This is a genomic window from Georgenia alba, assembly GCF_042665525.1.
Classification (GTDB): Bacteria; Actinomycetota; Actinomycetes; order Actinomycetales; family Actinomycetaceae; genus Allobogoriella; species Allobogoriella alba.
In genome coordinates this window covers 934,018-957,633 of sequence record NZ_JBHTCQ010000001.1, presented here as the reverse complement: position 1 = coordinate 957,633, position 23,616 = coordinate 934,018, and the positions used below count along the sequence as shown (strand labels likewise).

Genomic DNA, 23,616 nt, shown 5'->3' with positions numbered 1-23,616 from the left:
ACCCTCGCTGATCCGGTCTCGAGGTCGTTGCCGGCGTGCGGGACCCGAGCTCAGGCTCGCAGGGCGGCCAGACCGCGGGCCAGGTCCTCCCGTAGGTCCTCGATGTCCTCCAGGCCCACCGAGAGCCGCACGGTGGCCTCGGAGATGCCCATGCCCCGGCGTGCGTCCGGGGGCACACGGCAGTGCGTCGTCGTCGCCGGATGGGTCGCGAGCGTCTTGGCGTCGCCGAGGTTGCTGGAGAGGTCGATGAGGCGCAGCGCGTCGAGGAACGCGAACGCAGGCTCGACGCCGGAACCCGCCCCACCACCGCCCTCGAGCGTGACCGTCACGACCGACCCGCCGCCGCTCATCTGCGCCCGCGCGAGGGCGTGCTGCGGGTGGGAGGGCAGGAACGGGTACCGCACCGAGGCCACCCCCGGCTGCGCCTCGAGCCACCCGGCCAGCTCGAGCGCGCTCGCGGACATCGCCCGCACCCGCAGGGGCAGCGTCTCCAGGCCCTTGGTGAGGACCCACGCGTTGAACGGTGAGAGATTCGGGCCCGTCATCCGATACATCGTCCGGATGCGGCCGCCGAGCAGCTCGCGGCTGCCCAGGATGGCGCCGCCCATGCAACGGCCCTGGCCGTCGATGTGCTTGGTCGCCGAGTACACGACGAGGTCGACGCCGAGCTCGAGCGGTCGCTGGAGCACCGGCGTCGCGAAGACGTTGTCGAGGATGACCACGGCCCCGGCCTCGTGACCCAGCCGCGCGATCTCGCGCACGTCGAGCACGTCCTGCATCGGGTTGGACGGTGACTCGAGGAACACGACGTCGGCCGGCGTCGCGAGCGCCGCCGCCCACTGCTCGACGTCGGTCCCCACCACGTAGTCGGTCCGCACGCCCCAGCCGGCCAGGATCTCGTCGAAGACGGTGACTGTGGACCCGAAGAGCTCCCGCGCCGCCACGATCCGCGACCCGGAGCGCACCAGCGAGGCGACGGCGGTGAAGACCGCCGCCATGCCGGTCGCCGTCGCCAGGCCCTCCTCGGCGCCGTCGAGCAGGGCGAGCCGTTCCTCGAACGTGGTGACGGTCGGGTTCGCGTACCGGCTGTAGGTGTACCGGTCGATCTCCTCGGCGAACGCCGCGGCCGCCTCGGCCGCCGTGTCGTAGACGAAACCCTGGGTGAGGTAGAGCGGCTCGGACGTCTCCTGGTAGGCGCTGCGGCGCTGACCGCCGCGCACCGCGAGGGTCGACGGACGAAGGCCGTCAGGGTCGATCGGACACGGAAGGTCGGGCACGGTGGCTCCTCCGGGGTCGGCGTCGGAGCCGATCCTCCCGCGTCACTCGGACGATTTCCTGCCCGCCGAGGCCTGACTCGCATGACGAGATGACCGAGGTGCGCCATGCTCCGGCGCCGGCTCCGCCCCGTCCGCACGCGGCACTGCCGAGCGGTCCACCATCGCCGTCGCAGCCGGCGTGAGATCCCCCGGGGCCGCGGCCGTCCCGGGACCGGCGTCGTCCTCGAGCGCCTGCCGAGCGGGCTCGGGGACGTCCCATGTGCTGCGCAGCATGGTCGAGCGCATGAGGAGGACGGCGATCACGCCCAGCACCGCGATGCCCGCCGCGATCAGGAACACGGTGCTCACGCCGTTCCCGTAGGCGTCGCGGATCGCCTCGACCACCGGCGGCGGCAGCACCGACAGGTCGAGCGAGGACGACTGCGCGTCCATCTGACCCGGGTCGATCCCCCTGGCGCCCAGCTCCTCGACGGTCAGCGACGTCACCCGGTGCGCGTAGATCGCTCCGAGGAGCTGGATCCCCACCGCGCCGCCCAGCGTGCGGAAGAAGGTCACCGTCGAGGTGGCAGCACCCACGTTGGCGAGGCTGTTGCTGTTCTGGACGGCGAGCACGAGGTTCTGCATCGAGGCACCGAGCCCCAGCCCGGCGATCAGCAGGAACCCGGCGATCAGCGGCAGCGGGGTCGTCGCACGGATCGAGACCAGCAGGCCCACGCCCACGGCGAGCAGGGTCACGCCACCGAGCACGTGCGGCTTCCACCGGCCGGAACGCGAGACGAGGTTCCCCGAGACGGTCGAGGAGACGAGCAGCCCCAGCATGAGCGGCAGGATCATCCAGCCGGAGGCCGTCGGCGTGAACCCGCGCCCGATCTGGAAGTACTGGCCGAGGAAGATGTTGTTGCCGAACATCACCGTGCCGACCGCGAGGCTCGCCACGATCGCCAGGGCCGTGTTCCGCTCGGTGAGGATGTGCAGGGGGACCACCGGCTCAGGCGTGCGCCGTTCGACCAGCACGAACGCCACGCTCGCCAGCACGGCCCCCGAGAGCAGGGCGGCCGTCTGCCAGGACAACCAGGCGAAGGAGTGGTCCGCGAAGGAGATCCAGAGCAGCAGCAGCGTCGCCGCGAGCGAGACGAGCACCGCACCCGCCCAGTCGACGCGGACCCCGGGGCGCCGGACGGTCGGCACCTGCAGGTTCTTCCACAGCACCACGAGCGCCACCGCCATGAACGGCAGCATGGCCCAGAAGCACCAGCGCCAGCCGAGCCACTCGACGTCCACGATGATGCCGCCGACCAGTGGACCGGCGACGGTCGAGGTGGCCATCACCGAACCGAGGTAGCCGTTGTACCGGCCACGCTGGCGGGGCGGGATGATCGAGGCGATGGTGATCTGGACGAGCACCATGATGGCGCCCATCCCGAGCCCCTGGAGCACGCGGACAGCGATCAGCATCCCGGCCGAGACGCTCATCCCCGCCAGCAGGGAGCCCACCGCGAAGACGGCGATCGATCCGAGCAGGAGCCGCTTCTTGTCGAAGAGGTCGGCGAGCTTGCCGACGATGGGGGTGGCCACGGTGGAGGCGAGGATCGAGGCCGTGACGATCCAGGTGTACTGCTGCTGCGTCCCGCCGATCTCCCCCACGATCACCGGCAGCGCATTGCCCACGATCATCATCGAGAGGGTCGAGACGAACATCGCCAGCAGGAGGCCGGGCAGAACCTTGAGGATCTGGCGGTGCTCCGCGTGCGCGACCTCCGCCTGCTCGGGGGTCATGCCGGCGTAGGCACGCCGCTGCGTCAGGTCCTTGGGACGCGATCTCACACGACCTCCAGGATGCCGGCCCTCTCACCGGCGAGCTCGTCGTAGACAGGACCGGACGCCACGACGAACGCGCTCAGGTCGTCCGTGAGCCGGGTGACGCGCTCGACCGGCCAGTCCGCCAGGGCCGCCGTGACCACCTCGCGATGACGACGGCGCACCTCGCCGAGCTTCGCGTGGCCCTTCTCGGTGAGGGAGACCAGGGCCGCGCGCGCGTCCTCCGGATCGCTGCGCCGCTCCACCAGCCCGAGCTTCTCGAGCCCGGCGACCTGCCGGCTCGCGACCGACGGGTCGACCAGCTGGGTCTCGGCGAGCGTCGCGACCCGGCTCTCCCCGAGGCGCCGCAGCGCGAAGAGGAGCTGGACGTGGGTGACCTGGAGCCCGCAGCTCTGCGCGACGAGGATGCTCGACGCCCGGGTCCGGCGGAGGAAGGCGCCGACCTCGTCGATCAGGCGCTCGCTGGCGTCAAGACGTGAAACAGGCACGTCCCGACCATACACCTACATGCACCATGCATCTAATGCGAGGAGGGCGATGTCAGTCACAGCACTGGCCGGCCGACCCCGCGGGACGCTAGTCCTCGGCGAACAGCTCGGGCCGGCGCTCGCGCAGCTGTGCGACGTCGGTGAACACCTGGCGCAGATGCTCCCGGAGGGCAGCCACGGCCCCTGCGCCGTCACGCTCACGGAGGCGCTCGAGGATCGCGCGGTGCTGCTCGACGAGCGTCGCGAGGGACTGGACGTCACCGAGCGAGAGTCGCCGCGCCCGGTCGAGCTGAGCCTTGGCCTGGCCGACCGTGCGCCAGACGGACCCGAACCCCGATGCGACCATCAGCCGGGCGTGAAAGTCCTCGTCGTGCCCGAAGAAGGCCTCGTTGTCCTGCGCACGGTCGTCCGCCACCTGCTGGTCCAGGAGCACCTCGAGCGCCGACAGGTCCGCCTCGGAACGCTCCTGCGCAGCGCGCTCGATCGCAGCGCACTCCAGAGACTCGCGGACGAACTGGGCGGTGGTGATCTCGCCCAGGTCGATCGGCGCGACGAAGCTCCCGACCTGCGGCAGCACGGTCACGAGGCCCTCTTCCGCGAGCAGGATGAGGCTCTCGCGGACCGGCGTGCGGCTCACGCCGAGCTCGCGCGAGAGCTCGTTCTCCGACAGGTGTGCTCCCGGGGCCAGCTCGAGCCGGACGATGCGGTCGCGCAGCTCCTGGTGGACGACCCCTCGGAAGTTCCGGCCGGACGCGGTGAGCCGCCTCAGCTCCGTCGCGCGGCGAAGGCGCCGCCCCTGCGCCGCGACCTCGTGCCGTTTCACCTGACCCCCTGCTGCCCACGTCGCGCCGAGCTCGGCGCTGTCGTCCTCGCCTTGACCCTACCCAGCACACTTGTATGGTAGTGCGCGTTTGTCCGCCCAACCATGGCCCACCAGGGCCCACGACGTGCAGCAGCAGCGCATCGAGGAGCACACCGTGACCACCACAGACCCGGTCCACGAGCCGAACGGGAGCAGCAGCGCGAGCCCGACGGCCGCTGCGGAGCACCAGCGGCCGACCGACCCGAAGACCTTGCGCCGGACGGTCTCCGCCTCCGTGATCGGCACGATCGCGGAGTACTACGACTTCTTCATCTACGGCACCGCGGCGGCGCTGGTGCTGAACGACGTCTTCTTCCCCGAGTCCGATCGGCTCGTGGGCATGCTCGCCGCCTTCTCGACCTACGCGGTCGGCTTCTTCGCCCGCCCCCTCGGCGGGGTGGTCTGGGGCCACGTCGGTGACCGCATCGGCCGCAAGCGCGCCCTCGTCTTCACCCTCCTGCTCACCGGGCTGGGGACGTTCGCCGTCGGGCTCATGCCCACCTACGACCAGATCGGCGTGTGGGCCCCGATCATCCTCGTCCTCGTCCGACTCATCCAGGGCTTCGGCGTCGGCGGCGAGCAGGGTGGGGCCGTGCTCCTCACCGCCGAGGCCGCGCCGGCGAACCGGCGCGGGTTCTACGCCAGCTTCGTCCAGCTCGGCTCGCCCGTCGCCTACCTCATCCCCACCGCGCTGTTCGCCTGGCTCATGGGCACGATGCCGAACGAGGACTTCCTCGCCTGGGGCTGGCGGGTGCCGTTCCTGCTGAGCATCTTCGTGGTCGTCATCGGCCTGTACATCCGTCTGCGGGTGCCGGAGTCCAAGACCTTCCGGGCCGTCAAGGAGCAGGAGGCCGAGCACCGCGCGCCGCTGAAGACCCTCGCGCGTGACCACCGCAAGGAGGTCATCGGGGGATTGCTCACGAAGTTCGTCGAGGCAGCCGTCTTCCCGTTCTACACGTTGTTCCTCGTCGCCTATGCCGAGGCCAACCAGCTCAACTCGCAGATCATCCTCGACGCGGTGATCATCGCGATCATCTGCGAGATCGTCGCCATCCCGCTGCTCGGTCGCCTCACCGACCGCGTGGGCCGCAGACCGGTGTACCTGGTCGCCGCGGTGCTGAACCTGCTGCTCATCGTCCCGGCGCTGGAGGCGGTGGAGACGCAGAACACCGCGATCATCACCGTCGCGCTCATCGCAGGTCTCGCCCTCGGCCACGCCGGCACGTACGCGCCGCAGGCGTCCTACTTCCCCGAGCTGTTCCCGTCCCAGGCGCGCTACTCCGGCGTCTCGGTCGTGTGGCAGTTCGGCGCGATGATCGCGTCCGGGCCCTTCACGGTCGCCTCGACGGCACTGATGATGGCCGGTGGCGGGAGCTACGTGTGGCCGGCGCTCTACGTCGCCGTGCTGGTCGTCATCAGCATCGTCGCGCTGCGCTTCGTCCCGGAGACGGCGCCGGCGCGCCGGGACGGCCGCGAGTACGCCGACTGGCCGGTACGCTCGCTGCCCGCAGCGGGCGGGGACGGCGAGCGCGGAGGGGCACGGCCATGAGCACCATCACCGAGGCGAAAGTCATCGTCTCCTCGCCCGGCCGGAACTTCGTCACCCTCAAGATCACCACCTCCGACGGCGTCGTGGGATGGGGCGACGCGACGCTCAACGGCCGGGAGCTCGCCGTCGCGTCCTACCTGCGGGACCACGTCTGCCCGCTGCTGGTGGGCCGCGACCCGGCCCGCATCGAGGACACCTGGTCCTACCTGTACAAGGGCGCCTACTGGCGCCGCGGCCCGGTGACCATGACGGCGATCGCCGCGGTCGACGTCGCGCTGTGGGACATCAAGGGCAAGGTCGCCGGCCTGCCGGTCTACGAGCTCCTCGGCGGCAGGGCCCGCGAAGGGGCGACGGTCTACGGCCACGCCGCCGGCGCGGACGTCCCCGAGCTGCTCGACGACGTCGCCCGGTTCCGCGACGAGGGGTACCTCGCCGTGCGGGCGCAGGCCGGTCTCGCGGGCGTCCCTGGGGTCTACGGGCTGGGCCACGGCGGCGAGGTCTACGACCCGGCGGACGCCGCCCTCCCGGAGGAGCAGGCGTGGTCGACACCGGAGTACCTGGACCAGGCCCCGAAGTACCTGGCTGCGGTCCGCGACGCGATCGGGCCGACCGTGCACCTCCTGCACGACGTGCACCACCGCCTCTCCCCCAACGAGGCTGCCCGGTTCGGCCGGTCCGTGGAGGAGCTCAACCTGTTCTGGATGGAGGACCCGACGCCGGCCGAGCACCAGGAGGGCTTCCGGCTCATCCGCTCGCGGACCACCACCCCGATCGCGGTCGGTGAGATCCTCAACTCGATCTGGGACGTCCAGCACCTCATCACCGAGCAGCTCATCGACTACGTGCGGACCTCCGTCTCGCACGCCGGCGGCATCACCCACCTCAGGCGGATCTTCAACCTGGCGGAGCTGTACCAGGTGCGGACTGGCTCGCACGGGGCCACCGACCTCTCCCCCGTCTCACTGTCCGCCGCGGTGCACCTGGACGTGACGGTGCCGAACTTCGGCATCCAGGAGTACATGGCGCACATGCGCCTCACCCACGAGGTGTTCCGGCCCGGCTACCGCTTCGCGGACGGCATGCTCGTGCCGTCCGACGCACCGGGCCTGGGCGTCGAGGTTGACGAGGCCGCCGCCGAGAGGTTCCCGTACGACCCGAAGTACCTCCCGGTCGCCCGCCGCCTCGACGGCTCCGTCCACGACTGGTAGGCCAGGACGAGCCCGGCATCCGGATCGAAGGAGATCGCAGTGTCCGCAGCAGCGAGCAGCCCCGGGACCCAGCCGGAGCGCACCGTCGTCGGTGGCGATCCGTATCACCTCGACCCTGCCGACGTCCGCGAACCACCGACGACCTGGCGCGGATCGCTCCGGTTCTTCGGGCCAGGTCTCATCGTCTCGGCGTCCATCGTCGGCGCGGGTGAGCTCATCACCGCCACCGCCCTGGGGGCGGAGGCCGGGTTCGTCCTGCTGTGGCTCGTCGTCTTCTCGACGCTGGTCAAGGTCGCGGTCCAGGTCGAGCTGGCGAGGTACGCCATCGTCACCGGTCGGGGCGCGATGGAGGGCTACACCCTCGTCCCGCCACGCGTGGGCAGGTTCGGCTGGATCTTCATCCTGTGGATCCTGTTCGCACTGTCCAAGCTCATCCAGACCGGCGGCGTCATCGGGGGCCTGGCCGCCGCACTGTCGATCCTTCTTCCGATCGGCTCCGGACCGCTCGAGGCGACGTCCCTGACGGTCTGGTCGGTCCTGGTCACCGTGGTGGCGATCGCGACCCTGTACTCGAACCGCTACGCGCTCATCGAGAAAGTGGCCGTGTTCCTGACGATGCTCTTCGTCGTCGTGACGCTGGTCATCACCCTCGGCCTGCCCGCCACCGAGTACGGGTACTCCGGCGGCGACATCGCCTCAGGACTGTCCTTGTCGCTACCCGTGGGAGCCATCGGCGTCGCGCTCGCCATGTTCGGCCTCACCGGTGTGGCGTCGGAGGAGATCACGGCCTACACGTACTGGTGCCTGGAGAAGGGGTACGCCCGCTGGTCCGGCCCCAACGACGGCTCTTCCGGGTACCGGCGCCGTGTCAAGGGGTGGATCGCGGTCATGCAGAAGGACGCGATGACGTCCTGGCTGATCTACACGGTCGCCACCATGGCCTTCTACGTCATGGGTGCCGCGGTCCTCCACCCGCAGGGACTCGCCCCGGAGGGCAACGACATGATCATGGTCCTCTCCGAGACCTACACCGGAGCGCTCGGCGAGTGGGGCCGGATCGTCTACCTCGTCGGAGCGGTGGCGGCGCTCGGCTCGACCCTGTGGGCGGCGATCCCTTCGTGGTCGCGGCAGTGGTCGAACGCGGTGAGCATCATGGGTGGCTTCACGTGGACCGACTCACGCAGCCGCAACCGATGGACGCGGGTCTTCATCGTGGCGCTGCCACTCGCGTGGCTGCTCACCCTGCTGTGGATGTCCGCGCCGTTCGTGATGATCCTCGTCGGCGGGTTCTCGGGCGGGATCTTCCTGGCCGCGGTGGCGGTCGCCGCGTGGTACCTCCGGCGCACCTACGTCGAACCTGAGCTGCGCGGCGGACGGTTCGCGACCGTGGCGGTCACGGTCAGCGGTGTGGCCATCCTGCTGCTGGGCGTGTACTCGGCGCTGAGCTCGGTGGGGCTCGTCGAGATCGGCTGAGCACCGACATCTCGACGTGGCCGGCGCGACCTAGAGTTGGGGCATGCGCCTGAAGCCGCTGGTGGACCCGGGGCCGGAGCTGACCCGGGACCAGGTCCAGCGGTACTCCCGCCACCTCCTGCTCGGCCCGCTCGGGCACGAGGGTCAGCGTCGGCTGCTCGCCTCCCGCGTCGCGGTCATGGGCGCCGGGGGCCTGGGTGCGCCGGTCCTGCAGTACCTCGCCGCGGCGGGCGTCGGGCACCTGACGATCATCGACGACGACGTGGTCGAGCCCTCCAACCTGCAGCGCCAGGTGATCCACACCATGGCGGACGTCGGCCGGCCGAAGGTCGAATCCGCCGCGGCGCACGTACGGGCCCTCAACCCGGAGGTCCAGGTCAGCACGCACCACGGCCGCCTCGAGGCGGACAACGCGCGCGACCTGCTCGGTGGTCACCACGTCGTGCTCGACGGGACCGACAACTTCCCGACCCGCTACCTGGTCTCGGACACCTGCGCCGAGCTCGGCATCCCGGTGGTGTGGGGGTCGATCCTCCGCTTCGACGCCCAGGTCTCGGTGTTCTGGTCCCGGCCCGCCGCGGCCCACGACGAGACCCCCGCACCCCCCGGCGTCACCCTGCGGGACCTCTTCCCGATGCCGCCGCCCGAGGGCACGACGCCCTCCTGCGGTCAGGCCGGGGTGCTCGGCGCGATGTGCGGGCAGGTCGGGTCGGTCATGGCGACCGAGGCGGTCAAGCTCCTCACGGGTACCGGGGAGCCGCTGCTCGGCCGGGTCCTCGTCCTCGACGCACTCGCCCAGCGGTGGAGCGAGCTGCCCGTCCGGCCACGGCCCCACGCCGCCCCGGCGCCGACTCCCGTGGCGGCCGATGGAGAGGCACCTTCCGACGACCTTCCGGCCATCACCGCCGCCGGTCTCGCCGCCCGGCTGGACGCGCGCGCCCGCGGCACCGACGACTTCGTCCTCCTCGACGTCCGGGAGGCGCCGGAGCGGGGGATCGTCGCCATCCCGGGCGCCGTGAACGTGCCGCTCGGTGACGTCCTCGCCGACCCGCAGGCCGTGGTGCACAGGCTGGACCTCCATCCACCCGGCGGCGTGGCCCGCGAGCTGCTCGTGCACTGCCGCAGCGGTCAACGCTCCGCCCAGGCGGTCCGGGCGCTCACCGACGCCGGCGCCCGGGCGGTCGACGTGCGCGGCGGCGTGCTGGCGTGGGTCGCCGACGTCGACCCGGACCTGCCCACGTACTGACGGACCCACGCAAACCGACCCGAGGAGAGGCGGCTGCATGATCACGGTCGAGGAGCACCGCGCCGCGGTGCTGGCGCAGATCACCCCGTTGCCGGTGCGACAGCTGCCGCTCACCGAGGCGCTGGGATGCCGGCTCGTCGAGGACGTCGTCGCGCGCGTGGAGGTCCCTCCCTTCGACAACTCGGCCATGGACGGCTACGCCGTCCTCGCCGCGGACGTCGCCGACGCCACGGAGTCCCGGCCGGTCCGGCTGCGGGTGGTCGGGGACATCCCGGCCGGGGCCGACGCGCTCCCCCGGGTCGGTCCGGGCACGGCCGCCCGCATCATGACCGGCGCCCCGATCCCGCCCGGCGCGGACGCCGTCGTCCCCGTCGAGCGCACCGACCAGCCCGCCGGGCCCGCCGACGGCAAGGACGCCCCCGAGGAGGTGCTGATCCACGCCCCGGCCGGTTCGCACGTGCGCCGTGCCGGCGAGGACGTCACCCCGGGGACCCAGGTGCTGCGCGGCGGCCGGACCGTGCGGCCGCGCGACCTCGCCACCGCCGCCTCGACCGGGCACGGCACGCTGCCCGTCCGCCCCCGGGTGCGCCTGGGCGTGCTCACCACGGGCGACGAGCTCGTCGCGCCGGGCGAGCCGCTCGGGCCGGGGCAGATCCCGGAGTCGAACAACGTGCTGCTGCTGGGCCTGGCCGAGCAGCTCGGCGCGACACCCGTGCCGCTGGGCATCCTCGGGGACCGGCCGAGCGAGCTGCGGGACGTGCTCGCCAGGCGCCTCGGCGGCGTCGACGCGCTCGTGACGACCGGCGGGGTGAGCGCCGGCGCGTACGACGTCGTCAAGGAGGTCCTCGGGCCGCTCGGCGACGTGGCGTTCCGGGCCGTGGCGATGCAGCCCGGCAAGCCGCAGGGCTTCGGCGTGCTGCACGACGGCGAGCGGCCGGTACCGATCTTCTGCCTCCCGGGCAACCCGGTCAGCGTGTTCGTCTCGTTCATGGTGTTCGTCGAGCCCGCGCTGCGGGTGATGTCCGGCTTCGCGCGCCCGGACGACGCCGACTCGCTGCGGCCGCTCCTGCTGGACGGCGTCGCCGCGACGGGCTGGCGTTCGCCGCCCGGCCGGTGCCAGTACATCCCGGTCGCGTTCGACGGCACCGACGAGGAGGACGACCACCTGCTGCGGGTGCGCCCCTCCGCGGAGCGCGGCTCCCAGTCCCACCTGGTGGCCTCGCTCGCGGCCGCCGAGGCCCTCGCCATCGTCGACGCCGAGGTGGAGTCCGTGGCGGAGGGAGACGCGGTGACCGTCATGATGGTCCCGTGAAGCTCACGCATCTGGACGAGGCCGGCAACGCCCGCATGGTCGACGTCACCGGCAAGCAGCCCACCGTCCGCGAGGCGGTCGCCACCGGCGAGGTCCGGTGCAGCGAGGCCGTCATGGCGGCCCTGCGCGAGGGCACGGTGCCCAAGGGCGACGTGCTCGCCGTGGCGCGCGTGGCCGGGATCGCCGCGGCGAAGCGAACCCCGGAGCTGCTGCCGCTGGCGCACACGATCGGTGTGCACGGCTGCGCCGTGGATCTCGAGCTGGCTCACGACCGGGTGGTCATCACGGCGACGGTCCGCACCGCTGACCGGACCGGCGTGGAGATGGAGGCGCTGACAGCGGTGTCGGTGGCGGCCCTGGCCGTGGTGGACATGGTCAAGGGGGTCGACCGGTCGGCGGAGATCACCGGGGTGAAGGTGGTCGCCAAGTCCGGCGGGCGCTCCGGTGACTGGCGGCGGCCCGAGTGAGCGGGCAGCCGGCCGCGGGCGGGCCGACGAGCACGTTCGACGCCGTCATCCTGGCGGGCGGCCGCGCCGACCGTCTCGGCGGGGCGTCCAAGCCGGACGTCGTCCTCGAGGGCCGGCGCCTCCTGGACCACACGCTCGCGGCGACGACGGAGGCGACCCGCGTGGTGGTCGTCGCCCCCGAGGAGGTGTCGGTGCCAGACGGTGTGCGGCGCACCCTGGAGAGCCCGCGCTACGGCGGCCCGGTGGCCGGCCTGGCGGCCGGCCTCGAGGCACTGCCGCCCGATGCGGACCTCGTCCTCGTGCTGGCCTGCGACGTCCCCCGCGCCGCCCCCGCGGTGCCGCGACTCGTCGCCGCTGCCGAGTCGCACGACGGCGCGGTGCTGATCGACGCCACCGGTCAGCCGCAGTGGCTCACGGCCGTCTACCGCGCCGGCGTGCTGCGCCGTCGCCTCGCCGTGCGGACCGGCGGGGCGCTGCACGCACTGGTCGCGGGCCTCGACCTCGCCGAGGTCCCCGCCCAGGGCCGGGAGGCCGAGGACGTCGACACGTGGGACGACGTCGGCTCGGACTGAGCCGACCGCGTCGTGAGCGACGCGGGAGCAAGAAAGGTCAGTGGTCGCCGCCGTCGAGCTGGTCGAAGATGTGCGCCAGCAACGGCGCGACCACCGCGACCGCATCGTCGACGCCGCCGGGCGAGCCCGGTGCGTTGACCACGAGCGCCTCCCCGTCCCGGCCGGCGGCGATGCCCACCAGCCCGCGGGAGAGCACCGCGGTCTGCACGGAGGCGGCCCCGCGGGCGCGGATAGCCTCGGCCAGGCCGGGCAGCTCCCGGCTCAGCACCTCACGCGTGCCCTCCGGGGTCAGGTCCCGGGGTGAGATCCCGGTGCCGCCGGTCGTCAGCACGAGCCGCGCGCCCTCGTCGAGCGCGGCACGGACGGCTTCCCGTACCGACTGCACGCCGTCGGGCACCACGACGACGGACGTCGCCAGCCCGGCGGACTCGAGCAGCCGCGCCGCCACCGGTCCGGAGACGTCCTCGGCCTCCCCGCGCGCGCAACGGTCGGAGACGGTGATGACCACGCCGGGGATCTCGGGCTGCACAGGGCAACGGTAGCCCGACCTCGCGGAGCCGCACGGCCGAGGCCGCGCCGGACCCGCCCCGGCGCTCCCGCATCGGGACGATGATGGGCCGGTGAACCGCAGCGGCGGTTGGCGACGTCTACCTGGATGTGACGATGGACGAGTCGGGGCTCCTCCGGCGGATCGCGCACGGTGACCGCGCCGCCTTCGAGGAGTTCTACGCGCGCACGGCGCCGTGGCTGGCGGTCCGGCTGCGACGACGGTGCGCCGACGACGACCTGGTTGCCGACGCGATGCAGGAGACCTACCTCGCGGTCTGGCGGGCCGCGCAGTCGTTCGTCGACGGCGGAGCGGACGGCAGCGCCGTCGGCTGGCTCTGGACGATCGCCGCGCGCCGGCTGGTCGACGCGTACCGGCGCCGCGGGCGGGAGCGGCGGCCGGCACCGACCGACGCGCCGCGGTTCGCACCCGCGACGGAGGACGCCGTGCTGACCCACGCGCTCGACGAGCCGTTGTGGTCGGCGTTGCGCGGTCTCGCGCCGGAGCTGCGCCAGGTCCTCCAGGCGACTGTGCTGGACGGGTTGAGCGTCCGTGAGACATCGGTGCTGCTCGGCATCCCCGAGGGCACCGTCAAGACGCGCGCCCGCCGCGCGCGGATCGCGCTGAGGGAGGCGTTGTCGTGACCGAGCAGCACATCCCCGCCACGGTCCTCGAGCGGTACGCCGGTGGCCGCGGTGTCCTGGCGGACGCCGGCGCCGCGGCATGGACCGTCGAGGTCCACCTCGAACGATGCGGACGCTGCCGGGAGGAGCTGGCGCGGGTGGCGCCCGGCGACCTCACGGCGCTGGTGTCCGACGTCGGGACGCGCGTCCTCCACGCGGCCTCCTCCGTCCCCCAGATGCCGGCCCGGTCGGCCTGGTCCACGCACGTGCACCGCCTCGCCGGGCTGCGCCGGGCGTGGATCGCACCCGCGGTGCTCCCCCGCATCCTCATGACCGTCCTGGTCGTGGCGGTGGCGGTGGTCCTGGACGTCCTCGACGCGCTCGACGGCGACGCCTACCCGTCCCTCGTGCTCCTCCTCGCACCGGTGGCGCCCCTCGCGGGCGTGGCCGCCGCCTGGTCCCGCGGCCTCGACCCGGCCCACGAGCTGGTGATATCCAGCCCCCGGGCGGGACTCGAGCTGGTGCTGCGCCGCACGCTCATGGTGCTCCTGGCCACCCTTCCCGTGCTCGCGGTCGCGGGGTTCCTCGTGGGCGTCGCGCCGGTCCGCTGGTTGCTGCCGAGCCTGGCCTTCACCGCCGGCTCACTCGCCCTCGGTGCGCGGATCGGGGTGCGGCGGGCCAGCCGCTGGCTCGCCCTCGCGTGGGCGGGTCTGGTCATCGCCCCCGGCCTCGTCCTGCGCGAGCCCTCGGCGATCCTCGAGCCGGTCTTCCTCCCGGCCTGGGCGGCGCTCGCCGTGGTCCTGACGGCCGTCCTGGCCGCCTACGGGCGGGGCTTCTCACGCCCGGCCGACCCGAGGTGGAACCGGTGACCGGCCGGCACTCCGCAGCCGACGACCCCCTGGCGCCCACCACCTACGCCTGGGCCGTCGAGGCCAGCGATCTGTCCGTGCACGCGGGGCACAGCCTCGCCGTCGACCGCCTCGACCTGCGGCTGCGGAACGGCGTCCACGGGCTGCTCGGCCCCAACGGCGCGGGGAAGACCACCCTCATGCGTGCGGTGGCGACCGTGCTGCGGCCCGCGGCCGGCAGGCTCACCGTCCTCGGCCACGACGTCGCGCACGACGACCTGCGGCCCGTGCGCCGTCGGCTCGGCTACCTGCCGCAGGAGTTCGGCTACTACCGCAACTTCACCGTGCGTGAGTTCGTCGAGTACGTCGCCTGGCTGAAGGAGCTGCCGGCCGGGACGATCCCGGCAGCGGTGCAGCGCGCGATCGATCGGGTGCAGCTGACCGATCGCGCCGACCATCGGATGAAGACGCTCTCCGGCGGCATGCTGCGCCGCGCGGGCATCGCCCAGGCCATCGTCAACGACCCCCGGATCCTGCTGCTGGACGAGCCCACCGCCGGGCTCGACCCGGACCAGCGGCTGGACTTCCGTGCGCTGCTGCGCGACCTCGGGACCGACTCCTGCGTCCTGGTCTCGACGCACCTCGTGGAGGACGTCGCCGCCGCGTGCACGGACGTGAGCCTGATCCACACCGGGCAGATCGTCATGACCGGGACCCCGAAGGACCTGGCCGCGGCCGGCGAGACGGCTCCGGGCGACCCGGGGGACAGCGCCGCTGAGCGCGGCTACTCGGCTCTCATGCGCCGGCACCGAGAGGCGACGCGTCCGTGAGCCTCCGCATCCTGCGCCTCGAGCTGCGGCGGTCTGCCGCCCCCTTCGCCGCGCTGGCCGCCGCGGCGGCCGCCGCACTGGCCGTCGCGACGTACGGCGGTTCGGCCTCCGTGCTCGTCGGGGACGGACGGAGCCAGCTCCTCGTGCTGATCCCGGTGCTGCTCGGCCTCGGTGCGTGGCAGGCGCGTCGCGACCGGCGCTCCCGCACCGACGAGCTCCTGGCGGCGACTCCCCGCCCGTCCGGGGTCCGGCGCACCACGCTCGCGGCGGCGCTCGGGATCGGCGCGGCCCTCGGGTTCGGTGTTCCGCTCATCGCCGCGATGATCCACGCCTGGCTGACCGGGGTCTACGTCCCGGCCTGGATGGTCCCCGCGCTGGTGGCGACGCTCGTCCACCCCATCGCCGCGGTCTGGCTCGGGCTGGCGGTCGGCCGGCTGATGCCGTGGGTCGTGACGCCTCCGCTGCTGGTGGTCGGCGGCTTCCTCGGACTCGTCACGCTCACCGTCTTCACCGATCCCGAGGGCGACGCCGACGGGCGGTACCCGAGCGCGTGGCTGCTCGCGCCGGGCAGCTCCGAGGGGATCAACGCCTTCGAGCGACTGACGCCGCCGGTCCTGACCGCCCAGGTCGTCTGGGCGGTGGCGCTCGCCGCCGCAAGCCTGCTGCTCTTCGTCCCGACCCGGCACCTGCGCGGACTCGCGGCGGTGCCGATCGCGGCCGGCCTCGGTGGCACGCTGGCGCTCCTGCCGCCCCACCTGTCCGCCGGCGTCGCCCTGGACGACGGGGCGATCGAGGAGGTCTGCACCTCGGACGCACCCCGGGTGTGCGCCCGCCGCGGCGCTCCGCTGCTGCTCCCCTACCTGGTCGAGCCGGGCCGGGAGGTGCTGGCCGTGCTCCGGGAGCGACTGCCGCAAGCCCCGGCGCGCGTCGTCGCGATCTACTACGGCAACGATTCCCAGCCCGGGTTGCCCGCGCCCGACCCGTCGGTCCTCCACGCGGAGGTCTATACCGACGAGGCCGGACGGATCGAGATGACCCGCGACGAGCTGACCTGGACGTTGCTGATGGGCGCGGGGACCCTGGCGTGCCCCGACGTCGCCCCGACGGAATGGGAACGGTACGCCACCGCGCGCGTCGTCGCCGCCGCCTGGCTGCTCGGCGAGCGACCGTACGCTCCGGAGAGCCTCGACGAAGACCTCGGCTGGGTACCCCCGGCGTCCGTCACCCACCCGGTGTACGACGCGCTCCGGTCGCTGCCGCGGGACGAGCAGCGCACCCGGGTGGCGGCCCTGCGGGAGGCCGAGCTCGGCTGCGCCGAGGGCGATCGCCTCGGGCTCCTGCTCGGCGACGGCGCGTGAGCCCCGGCACGCACCGTGCCCGGCCCCGGGGTGCCCGATCCGTGGCCCGGGCGGTGGTGCTGCTCGCGCGCGACCGCCGCGTGGTGGGGTCCGTCCTCGTGGCGTGGGTCGGCGGCGGCGCGCTGTGGTGCGTCGCGGCGGTCATGGACAGTGCCGGTGCGGCGCGCGCCTGCGGTCAGCTGGTCGTCGCCCTGGCCGTGGCCGCGGCCGGGCACGGGCTCGCGGGGTCCGACCTCGACCTCGACCGAGCCGGCGCCCTGCCGTGGCGATCGGTCCGAGCCCTGCACGCGGCGTCGATCGTGGCGCTGGCGTTCTGCCTGGTGCTGGCGTCCCATGTCGGCGGGCAGGGCCTGGGACCCCTCGCGGAGGCGGGACGTAACGCCGTCGGCTCGGGTGGCGTCCTCACGATCGGCGCCGTGACGCTGGGCGCGAACCGTGCGTGGATCGGGCCGGTGGTCTGGCTCGGGTCCGCCCCCCGGATCGCCTACGAGCTCTTCCCGGTGTCACCGCCGTGGTGGGGGCAGGCGCTCACCTGGTCCGCGCAGCCCGGCGGGTCGACCGCGGCGCTGCTGACCGCCGTCGCGCTCGGCGTGACGGGCGTGGTGGCGTACACCGTGCGTGGGCCACGGCAGTAGACCCGGACGGCAGGCGCTCCCCCCGCGGTCAGGGCGCTCCACCGACCGCGAGGTCCACGGGCGATCCGTGCACGAGGAGGGACGCCTGCGGCCCGGCCAGGACGACCACCTCGAGAAGGCGCTCGTTCCGTCGTCGGGTCAGCTGCCGCCAGCCGGGTATCGCCGCGGCCCCCAGCACACCGGAGACGATCGCGGTCACGGCACCGGCGGTGCCGCCGAGCTCGATGTGGATCACGATGCCCACGATCACGCCGACGAGGCCGAGCGAGCCGAGGGTCGCGAGGAGCACCCGTGCCGTCCAGTCACCGTGCAGCGCCAACGCGTCGAGGTACCGGACGGGCAGGCCCTGCCCGCCACCCTGACGGTCCCGGGCCGCCCGGCGCGCGATCTGGTGGCCACGGCGCACGTCGAGGTCGTGCGCCAGACACAGCACGAGCCCGGCGAGCAGGCCGAGGACGATCCCACCGACCACGGCGAGGGCGACCAGCATGTTGGCCTCGTCGGTGAGCGCGTCGGACTGTTCAAGCACCACCCCGACGATCGCCCCACCCAGAACGGCCAGCCCGGCGACGACGAGCCCGCCGACGGCGGCGCGCCGCATCCGCGCGGCACCCTGCGGTCGCGCGGCGATCGCCCGCTCCGCCGCGTCGTGCTCCTCCAGGAAGAGCCGGATCTCCTCCTCGCTGTGCCACGGTGGTTCGATCACCTGGGGCGGCTGTACCCCGCGGGCCTCGTCGATCTCGCGCAACGCCTGGGCGGCGCTCACGGCGACCGCCGCACCGACCTTCAGGCGGGCGAGCAGGGTCCGCTGGTCCTCGCTCAGACCGTCGGCGGGCGCGACCACGGGTGCGGTCGCGATCAGGTCGCGCAACGCAGCCAGCCCGTCCGGCCCGATCGGCTTCAGCGGCCCTCCGCCGAGGAGGACGCGAGCGCGCGGACCCGCCGACGAGACGAGACGGTAGATCAGATACGTCGGGCCGTGGCCTCCGGTGAAGGTGCGCTCGACCCGGGTCAGCGAGGTCAGCGGGACGGTCCGCCGTCCCAGGTACAGGTCCGTCTCGTCGAAGCGGACCGTCGGGTACATCCAGCTCACCAGCCAGGCCAGGCCAGCGACACCGAGGCACGGTCCCAGGATCAACGGCACGGGAGCGGGCAGCACGAACGCCAGCAGCGGCGCCGGCAGGAGAAGGCCGAGGATCACGCCGAAGAAGACGACAAGAACCGGGGACCTGCCGACCACCCACCCGGATACCGTCCGCACCCCCACTCCTCCCGCGATCCCGTATCGGTCCCTCTCCACCGGCGCGAGCTCCCACAACCGGAACCCGCCGGGGCCACAATGTGTGAATCATGTCACCCAGATGAGCAAGGACGAGGAGGCACCGTGGAGGAGTTCACCTTCGAGCAGGCGCCCGCACGAGTCGTCTTCGGTCGCGGCACCGTCCGCACAGCGCTGGCCGGCGAGATCGCCCGGCTCCGTGCCGGCCGCATCATGGTGGTGGCGGACGCCGACCATCGCGCGCTGGCCGAGGCGGCCGTCCAGCCGTTCGTCGACGCCGTGGTCGCGTGGTTCGGCGAGATCGACGAGCACGTGCCGGCACCGGTGGCCGAGCGGGTGGTCCGGCACGCCCGGCTGAACCGCGCGGACACGGTGCTCGCCATCGGCGGTGGCTCCACGATCGGCACGGCCAAGATCGTGGCCCGCGACCTGCACCTGCCGGTCGTCGCGGTGCCCACGACGTACTCCGGGAGCGAGGCGACGCCGCTGTGGAGCGTGACCCACGGTGGCCGCAAGGAGACCGGCGTGGACCCGGCGGTGCGGCCGCGCGCGGTGATCCTCGACCCCGACCTGACCGACCGGCTGCCCCGCGAGCTCGCCGTCACCTCGGGACTGAACGCCGTCGCGCACGTCGTGGAGGCCTACTGGTCGCCCGGCGCCAACCCGATCGGCGCCGCGCTGGCGGACGAGGCGATGCGCTCGATCGCCGCCGGGCTGCGGAGCATCGGTCCGCGCGGCCTGGCGGCGGCGCAGACCCCCGAGCACGCCTTCACGGACCCGGTCACCACCTGGGCCGGCACGGCGTACACCGCGGGCGAGCAGCTCCTCTACGGCGCGCACCTGGCAGGCATGACGTTCGCGGCCACGTCCACCGGCCTGCACCACACCATCTGCCACGTGCTCGGCGGCGCCTTCCACCTGCCCAGCGCCGCGCTGCACGCGGTGGTGCTGCCGCACGTGCTGGCACTCAACGCCCCCGCGGTGCCCGCGACGGCGGACCGGATCGCCCGGGCCCTCGGCGCGCCGGAGGCGGTCAGCGGCCTGCGCGGCCTGGCGGCGTCCGTCGCGGCGCCCCGCACGCTCACCCAGATCGGGCTGCCCCTGCGCAGCCTCGAGGAGGCGGTGGACCGGGTGACCATGGCGCTGCCGGTCGACAACCCGCGCCCGGTCGGCAAGCCGGAGGTCCGCGCCGTGCTCACCGCCGCGTACGGCGAGGACGCCGCATAGCCGGCCCGGGCACGAGGGCTGCAGAAGGCGGCACTGGAGTCGCATATGCGGCGCTAGAGTGTCATTCGTGCCGCATTTTCGGATCAGTGAGGCCGCCTCGCTCCTCGGTGTGAGCCCCGACACCGTCCGCCGGTGGGTCGAGAGCGGCAGCCTCGCGGCGTCGCCGGATGCGGCCGGGCGCAAGGTGGTCGACGGCGCTGCGCTGGCTCGCCACGCGCAGGACCTCGCCGCCCGCAGCCACCGCGCGGACGACGGCGGAGTGGGCCGGTCCGCACGCAACCGCTTCACCGGGCTGGTCACCAACGTCACCGCCGACGGCGTCATGGCGCAGGTCGAGCTGCAGTGCGGCCCCTACCGCGTGGTCTCCCTCATGAGCCGGGAGGCCGCCGAGGAGCTCGGGCTGGAGCCCGGCTCGCTGGCCACCGCGGTCGTGAAGGCGACCACCGTCATCGTCGAGACACCGGGAGGAACCTCATGAGCAGACACCTCGGCTACGGCATCACCGCCACGGTGGACCCGCAGCTCGTGCGGGAGCTGGCGCCCGCCGTCGAGCGCGCGGGCCTGCGCACGCTGTGGGTGAACCAGCCCGGCCGGGACGGCGACGCGCTCGCCGCCCTCGCGGCGGCTGCAGAGGTCACCTCGACCCTTCGGCTCGCCACCGGGGTGCTGCCGGTGGACCTGTATCCCGCCGACGATGTCGCCGCCCGCGTGGCGGACCTGGCCCTGCCCACCGACCGGCTCGTGCTCGGCATCGGCGCCAGCCGCCGGCCGCACCCGCTGGGCACCGCACGGGACGCGGTGCGGACGCTGCGTGACGAGCTCGGTGTGCCGGTGCTGGTCGGTGCCCTTGGCCCGCGCATGCGCCGCCTCGCGGTGACCGAGGCGGACGGGGTGCTGCTCAACTGGCTCACGCCCGGCGTGGCGCGCGAGGCTCTCGGCGACCGGGACCGTGACGTGCGGGAGGCGGGCGGCCCCGGGGGCGCCGTCGCTCTGTACGTCCGCTGCGCCCTCGGCCCGGCCGCGCGCGAGGTGGCCCACCGGGAGGCGGAGAAGTACGCGGCCATCCCCACCTACGCGGCGAACTTCGCGCGGCACGGCTACCAGCCGATCGAGTCCGCCGTCCTCGCCGACGACGCCGCCGGGATCCGCACCGGCCTGGAGCCGTTCCCCGACGAGGTGGACGAGCTCGTCGCCCGTGCCGTCACGGCGTCGGACGGCCTCGAGGAGCATCTGGCGCTCGTCGACGCAATCGCCGACCGGAGGGCGGATGCGTAGCCGTCGCCTGACCGGCGCCGTGGTCGCGGCTCTACTGGCGGGGGCACTCGGAGGCTGCGCCACTGGCGCGGAGGAACCGGAGGGCGAGCTCACGGTGTTCGTCGCGGCCTCCCTCGCGGAGGTCGCCGACCGGGTCTCGCAGGAGGCGCGCATCGAGGCGAACGTCTCGGCGGCCGGCTCCTCCGACCTCGTCTCGCAGGTCGTCTCCGGAGCCCCGGCGGACGTCCTGGTGACCGCGGACGAGGAGACGATGGCCCGCGCGGTCGAGGACGGCGCCGTCGAGGAGCCCGAGATCGTCGCCGCCAACCATCCCGCGCTCGTGGTCCCGGCCGGCAATCCCGCGGGGATCACCGGCATGGACGACCTGCAGGACGCGACGCTCGTGGTGTGCGCGCCCCAGGTGCCGTGCGGGGCGGCTGCCCTGGAGCTGGCCGACCTGGCCGGGGTCGAGCTGGACCCGGCGAGCGAGGAGCCGAACGTCACCGACGTGCTCGGGACCGTCACCTCCGGTCAGGCCGACGCCGCCGTCGTCTACACCAGCGACGTCGTGCGCGCCCGTGGCGAGGTCGAGCAGGTCGAGGTCCCCGAGGCCGACCAGGTGACGAACGCCTACCCGGCCGCCGTCGTCGCGGGGACGGACCAGCCGGAGCGTGCCCGCGCCTGGCTCGACGCGCTGACCGGCGACCCCGGGCGAGAGGCGCTGGCCGAGGCGGGCTTCGACCTACCATGAGTCCCGGCACGCGAACGTCGCGGGACGCCGCAGCGGTGCCCGACCGCTTCCCGGGCCTGCCGCGGACGGCGCTGCTGCTGGCGCTCCTCGGCGCCCTGCTCGTCGCGGTCCCCGTGCTCGGCCTGCTGCTCGAGGTGCCGTGGCCGCGCCTGCCGGCCCTGCTCACCTCGGAGGCGTCGCTCGCCGCGCTGTGGCTGAGCGTGCGCACGTCGGTGGCGGCCACTGCGCTGTGCCTGGTGCTCGGCGTCCCGCTCGCGCTCGTGCTGGCACGGGCACGGTTGCCGGGGCTGCGTGCCATCCGCACGCTGGTGCTGCTGCCCCTCGTGCTCCCCCCGGTGGTCTCCGGCTTCGCCCTGCTGACCACGCTGGGACGCACCGGCCTGATCGGCGCGCGGCTCGAGGCCCTGGGCATCTCGATCGCCTTCTCCACGACGGCGGTCGTCCTCGCGCAGACGTTCGTCGCCCTGCCCTTCCTCGTGCTGTCCCTCGAGGGTGCGGCGCGGACCGCGGGCGCGCGGTACGAGACGGTCGCGGCCACCCTCGGCGCCCGCCCGGGCACGGTGCTGCGGCGGGTCACGCTGCCGCTGCTGCTGCCCGCGATCGGCACCGGCACGGCCCTCGCGTTCGCCCGCTGCCTCGGTGAGTTCGGCGCGACCCTCACCTTCGCCGGGTCGCTGCAGGGGGTGACCCGGACGCTGCCGCTGGAGATCTACCTGCAACGGGAGACCGACCCCTCCGCCGCGCTCGCGCTGGCGGTCCTCCTGCTCGCCGTCGCCGCGGTCATCGTGCTGGCCACCCAGCGGCCGCCCGCCGCACCCCGACCCAGGGCGGCGACGTGACGGCCCGGACGGACGCGACGACCGGGACCGCTCTGGCAGTGCGTGCCCGCGTTCCCGAGCGCGGGTTCGACGTGGACGTCACGGTGCCGGCCGGCGAGGTGGTGGCGCTGCTCGGTCCGAACGGCGCCGGGAAGTCCACCGTGCTGTCCCTGGCGGCGGGGACGCTGCGCGCCGCCGACGGCGAGGTGCGGGTCGGTGACCGCCGCGTGTCCGACGCCGCGACCTGGCTCCCGCCGCACGCACGCCGGGTCGCGCTCCTGGCCCAGGACCCGCTGCTGTTCCCGCACCTGGACGTCCTCGCCAACGTCGCGTTCGGCCCGCGGGCCGCGGGTGCCTCGCGCACCGACGCCGAACGGCGGGCACGGGCGACGCTCGAGACGGTCGGGGCCGCCGGCCTCGCCGAACGCATGCCCGGCACGCTCTCCGGAGGCCAGGCCCAGCGTGTGGCGCTCGCGCGCGCCCTCGCGCCCGACCCCGAGGTCGTGCTGCTCGACGAGCCGCTCTCCGCCCTCGACGTCACCGGCGCCACCGAGGTCCGTCAGGTGCTGCGGCGCGTGCTGCGGGACGCCGGCCGGGCCGCGGTGCTGGTGACGCACGACCTGCTGGACGTGCTCGCGGTGGCCGACTCCGTCGTCGTGCTGCAGGACGGCCGGGTGGTCGAGACCGGCGCGGCCCTCGACGTCCTCACCCGGCCCCGCTCGAGCTTCGCCGCGCAGCTGGCCGGCATGAACCTGGTGGCCGGACGGCTCGGACCGGACGGGGAGTCGGTGACCGCTCCGGGCGGGCTGGTCCTGCACGGGCTGCCCGACGCCGGCTGCGAGCCCGGAGGTGCGGTGGCGGCGACGTTCTCCCCGCGGGCGGTCTCCGTGCACGCGCACGCCCCGGGCGGCAGCCCGCGCACAGCCGTCCCGGCGCGCGTCGAGGTGCTCGAGCGGCAGGGCGAGCTCGTGCGGGTCCGTTGCCGCGCCGCCGGCGACCACACGATGTCCGCCGACATCACCCCGGCCGCCGTCGGCGCCCTCGACCTGGCCCCGGGGACCGAGGTGGTGCTCGCGGTGAAGGCGGCCGAGGTGCGCCTCTCGCCCGCCTGAGCGTTCACCCGCACCTCAGGCTGCGTGCAGGTCCGCCCCAGGACGGCCGCCTAGCGTCACCA

The 23,616-nt window shown here is 73.8% G+C and carries 24 protein-coding genes; 18 read left to right on the top strand and 6 right to left on the bottom strand.

What is annotated here, in order from left to right; genetic code table 11:
- Positions 1-50: 50 nt before the first annotated feature.
- The 4 genes from metZ to ACFQQL_RS04495 all read right to left on the bottom strand — a co-directional run bounded on the left by metZ (position 51) and on the right by ACFQQL_RS04495 (position 4,406).
- A complete protein-coding gene (gene metZ, locus ACFQQL_RS04510; protein WP_382391680.1) occupies positions 51-1,277 on the bottom strand; it encodes an O-succinylhomoserine sulfhydrylase in 1,227 nt (408 codons plus the stop codon).
- Between the two features lie 42 nt (positions 1,278-1,319).
- On the bottom strand, positions 1,320-3,101 hold the full coding sequence (locus ACFQQL_RS04505) for an MDR family MFS transporter (RefSeq protein ID WP_382391678.1): 1,782 nt from the start codon (positions 3,099-3,101) through the stop codon (positions 1,320-1,322).
- On the bottom strand, positions 3,098-3,583 hold the full coding sequence (locus ACFQQL_RS04500; RefSeq protein ID WP_382391676.1) for a MarR family winged helix-turn-helix transcriptional regulator: 486 nt from the start codon (positions 3,581-3,583) through the stop codon (positions 3,098-3,100). The genes ACFQQL_RS04505 and ACFQQL_RS04500 overlap by 4 nt, the downstream gene beginning before the upstream one ends.
- An 88-nt stretch (positions 3,584-3,671) precedes the next feature.
- Positions 3,672-4,406 (bottom strand): GntR family transcriptional regulator, encoded by a 735-nt coding sequence (locus ACFQQL_RS04495; protein WP_382391674.1) that lies wholly within the window; start codon positions 4,404-4,406, stop codon positions 3,672-3,674.
- A 250-nt stretch (positions 4,407-4,656) separates the two neighbouring features.
- Between ACFQQL_RS04495 and ACFQQL_RS04490 the strand changes: the two genes are divergently transcribed.
- Genes ACFQQL_RS04490 through mobA form a run of 7 tightly spaced genes read left to right on the top strand, consistent with a single transcriptional unit; the run spans position 4,657 to position 12,272 of the window.
- Positions 4,657-5,994: an MFS transporter gene (locus ACFQQL_RS04490; protein WP_465254021.1), complete on the top strand. Its 1,338-nt coding sequence runs from the start codon at positions 4,657-4,659 to the stop codon at positions 5,992-5,994.
- Positions 5,991-7,202 carry a D-mannonate dehydratase ManD gene (gene manD, locus ACFQQL_RS04485; RefSeq protein WP_382391670.1) on the top strand — a complete coding sequence of 404 codons (1,212 nt, stop codon included), beginning with the start codon at positions 5,991-5,993 and terminating at the stop codon, positions 7,200-7,202. The genes ACFQQL_RS04490 and manD overlap by 4 nt, the downstream gene beginning before the upstream one ends.
- 39 nt (positions 7,203-7,241) lie before the next feature.
- Positions 7,242-8,675 carry an Nramp family divalent metal transporter gene (locus ACFQQL_RS04480; RefSeq protein WP_382391668.1) on the top strand — a complete coding sequence of 478 codons (1,434 nt, stop codon included), beginning with the start codon at positions 7,242-7,244 and terminating at the stop codon, positions 8,673-8,675.
- A gap of 43 nt (positions 8,676-8,718) precedes the next feature.
- On the top strand, positions 8,719-9,921 hold the full coding sequence (locus tag ACFQQL_RS04475) for a ThiF family adenylyltransferase (protein ID WP_382391666.1): 1,203 nt from the start codon (positions 8,719-8,721) through the stop codon (positions 9,919-9,921).
- A gap of 37 nt (positions 9,922-9,958) precedes the next feature.
- Positions 9,959-11,233, top strand: a complete 1,275-nt coding sequence (locus ACFQQL_RS04470) for a molybdopterin molybdotransferase MoeA (protein WP_382391664.1) — start codon at positions 9,959-9,961, stop codon at positions 11,231-11,233.
- Positions 11,230-11,700 (top strand): cyclic pyranopterin monophosphate synthase MoaC, encoded by a 471-nt coding sequence (gene moaC / locus ACFQQL_RS04465; protein ID WP_382391662.1) that lies wholly within the window; start codon positions 11,230-11,232, stop codon positions 11,698-11,700. The genes ACFQQL_RS04470 and moaC overlap by 4 nt, the downstream gene beginning before the upstream one ends.
- A complete protein-coding gene (gene mobA / locus ACFQQL_RS04460; RefSeq protein ID WP_382391660.1) occupies positions 11,697-12,272 on the top strand; it encodes a molybdenum cofactor guanylyltransferase in 576 nt (191 codons plus the stop codon). Before moaC ends, mobA begins: the two co-directional genes overlap by 4 nt.
- A 37-nt stretch (positions 12,273-12,309) precedes the next feature.
- Here mobA and ACFQQL_RS04455 read toward each other — a convergent pair whose 3' ends face one another.
- Complete coding sequence (locus tag ACFQQL_RS04455; RefSeq protein ID WP_382391658.1) at positions 12,310-12,801, bottom strand: MogA/MoaB family molybdenum cofactor biosynthesis protein; 492 nt, start codon at positions 12,799-12,801, stop codon at positions 12,310-12,312.
- 134 nt (positions 12,802-12,935) lie between these two features.
- Here ACFQQL_RS04455 and ACFQQL_RS04450 point away from each other — a divergent pair, with 134 nt between their 5' ends.
- From ACFQQL_RS04450 to ACFQQL_RS04430, 5 genes are read left to right on the top strand one after another with little or no spacing between them, the layout of a single operon-like run.
- Positions 12,936-13,463 carry an RNA polymerase sigma factor gene (locus ACFQQL_RS04450; RefSeq protein WP_382391657.1) on the top strand — a complete coding sequence of 176 codons (528 nt, stop codon included), beginning with the start codon at positions 12,936-12,938 and terminating at the stop codon, positions 13,461-13,463.
- A complete protein-coding gene (locus ACFQQL_RS04445) occupies positions 13,460-14,311 on the top strand; it encodes a zf-HC2 domain-containing protein (protein ID WP_382391656.1) in 852 nt (283 codons plus the stop codon). The genes ACFQQL_RS04450 and ACFQQL_RS04445 overlap by 4 nt, the downstream gene beginning before the upstream one ends.
- Positions 14,308-15,120 (top strand): ABC transporter ATP-binding protein, encoded by an 813-nt coding sequence (locus tag ACFQQL_RS04440; protein ID WP_382391654.1) that lies wholly within the window; start codon positions 14,308-14,310, stop codon positions 15,118-15,120. Before ACFQQL_RS04445 ends, ACFQQL_RS04440 begins: the two co-directional genes overlap by 4 nt.
- A complete protein-coding gene (locus tag ACFQQL_RS04435) occupies positions 15,117-16,478 on the top strand; it encodes a hypothetical protein (protein WP_382391652.1) in 1,362 nt (453 codons plus the stop codon). Before ACFQQL_RS04440 ends, ACFQQL_RS04435 begins: the two co-directional genes overlap by 4 nt.
- Positions 16,475-17,113, top strand: coding sequence for a hypothetical protein (locus ACFQQL_RS04430; protein ID WP_382391650.1), 639 nt, complete (start codon positions 16,475-16,477; stop codon positions 17,111-17,113). Before ACFQQL_RS04435 ends, ACFQQL_RS04430 begins: the two co-directional genes overlap by 4 nt.
- Before the next feature lie 28 nt (positions 17,114-17,141).
- On the opposite strand, the gene ACFQQL_RS04425 is transcribed toward ACFQQL_RS04430, so the two are convergent.
- Positions 17,142-18,374, bottom strand: a complete 1,233-nt coding sequence (locus ACFQQL_RS04425; RefSeq protein WP_382391648.1) for a hypothetical protein — start codon at positions 18,372-18,374, stop codon at positions 17,142-17,144.
- Between the two features lie 123 nt (positions 18,375-18,497).
- On the opposite strand from ACFQQL_RS04425, the gene ACFQQL_RS04420 reads away from it, so the two are divergent.
- The 6 genes from ACFQQL_RS04420 to ACFQQL_RS04395 all read left to right on the top strand — a co-directional run bounded on the left by ACFQQL_RS04420 (position 18,498) and on the right by ACFQQL_RS04395 (position 23,554).
- Positions 18,498-19,619, top strand: coding sequence for a maleylacetate reductase (locus tag ACFQQL_RS04420; protein ID WP_382391646.1), 1,122 nt, complete (start codon positions 18,498-18,500; stop codon positions 19,617-19,619).
- A 67-nt stretch (positions 19,620-19,686) separates the two neighbouring features.
- Positions 19,687-20,097 (top strand): TOBE domain-containing protein, encoded by a 411-nt coding sequence (locus ACFQQL_RS04415; RefSeq protein ID WP_382391644.1) that lies wholly within the window; start codon positions 19,687-19,689, stop codon positions 20,095-20,097.
- Positions 20,094-20,894 (top strand): LLM class flavin-dependent oxidoreductase, encoded by an 801-nt coding sequence (locus ACFQQL_RS04410; RefSeq protein WP_382391642.1) that lies wholly within the window; start codon positions 20,094-20,096, stop codon positions 20,892-20,894. Before ACFQQL_RS04415 ends, ACFQQL_RS04410 begins: the two co-directional genes overlap by 4 nt.
- Complete coding sequence (gene modA, locus ACFQQL_RS04405; RefSeq protein ID WP_382391640.1) at positions 20,887-21,624, top strand: molybdate ABC transporter substrate-binding protein; 738 nt, start codon at positions 20,887-20,889, stop codon at positions 21,622-21,624. Before ACFQQL_RS04410 ends, modA begins: the two co-directional genes overlap by 8 nt.
- Positions 21,621-22,463, top strand: coding sequence for an ABC transporter permease (locus ACFQQL_RS04400; protein ID WP_382391638.1), 843 nt, complete (start codon positions 21,621-21,623; stop codon positions 22,461-22,463). The genes modA and ACFQQL_RS04400 overlap by 4 nt, the downstream gene beginning before the upstream one ends.
- Positions 22,460-23,554: an ABC transporter ATP-binding protein gene (locus tag ACFQQL_RS04395; protein WP_382391636.1), complete on the top strand. Its 1,095-nt coding sequence runs from the start codon at positions 22,460-22,462 to the stop codon at positions 23,552-23,554. The genes ACFQQL_RS04400 and ACFQQL_RS04395 overlap by 4 nt, the downstream gene beginning before the upstream one ends.
- Positions 23,555-23,616: the final 62 nt, after the last annotated feature.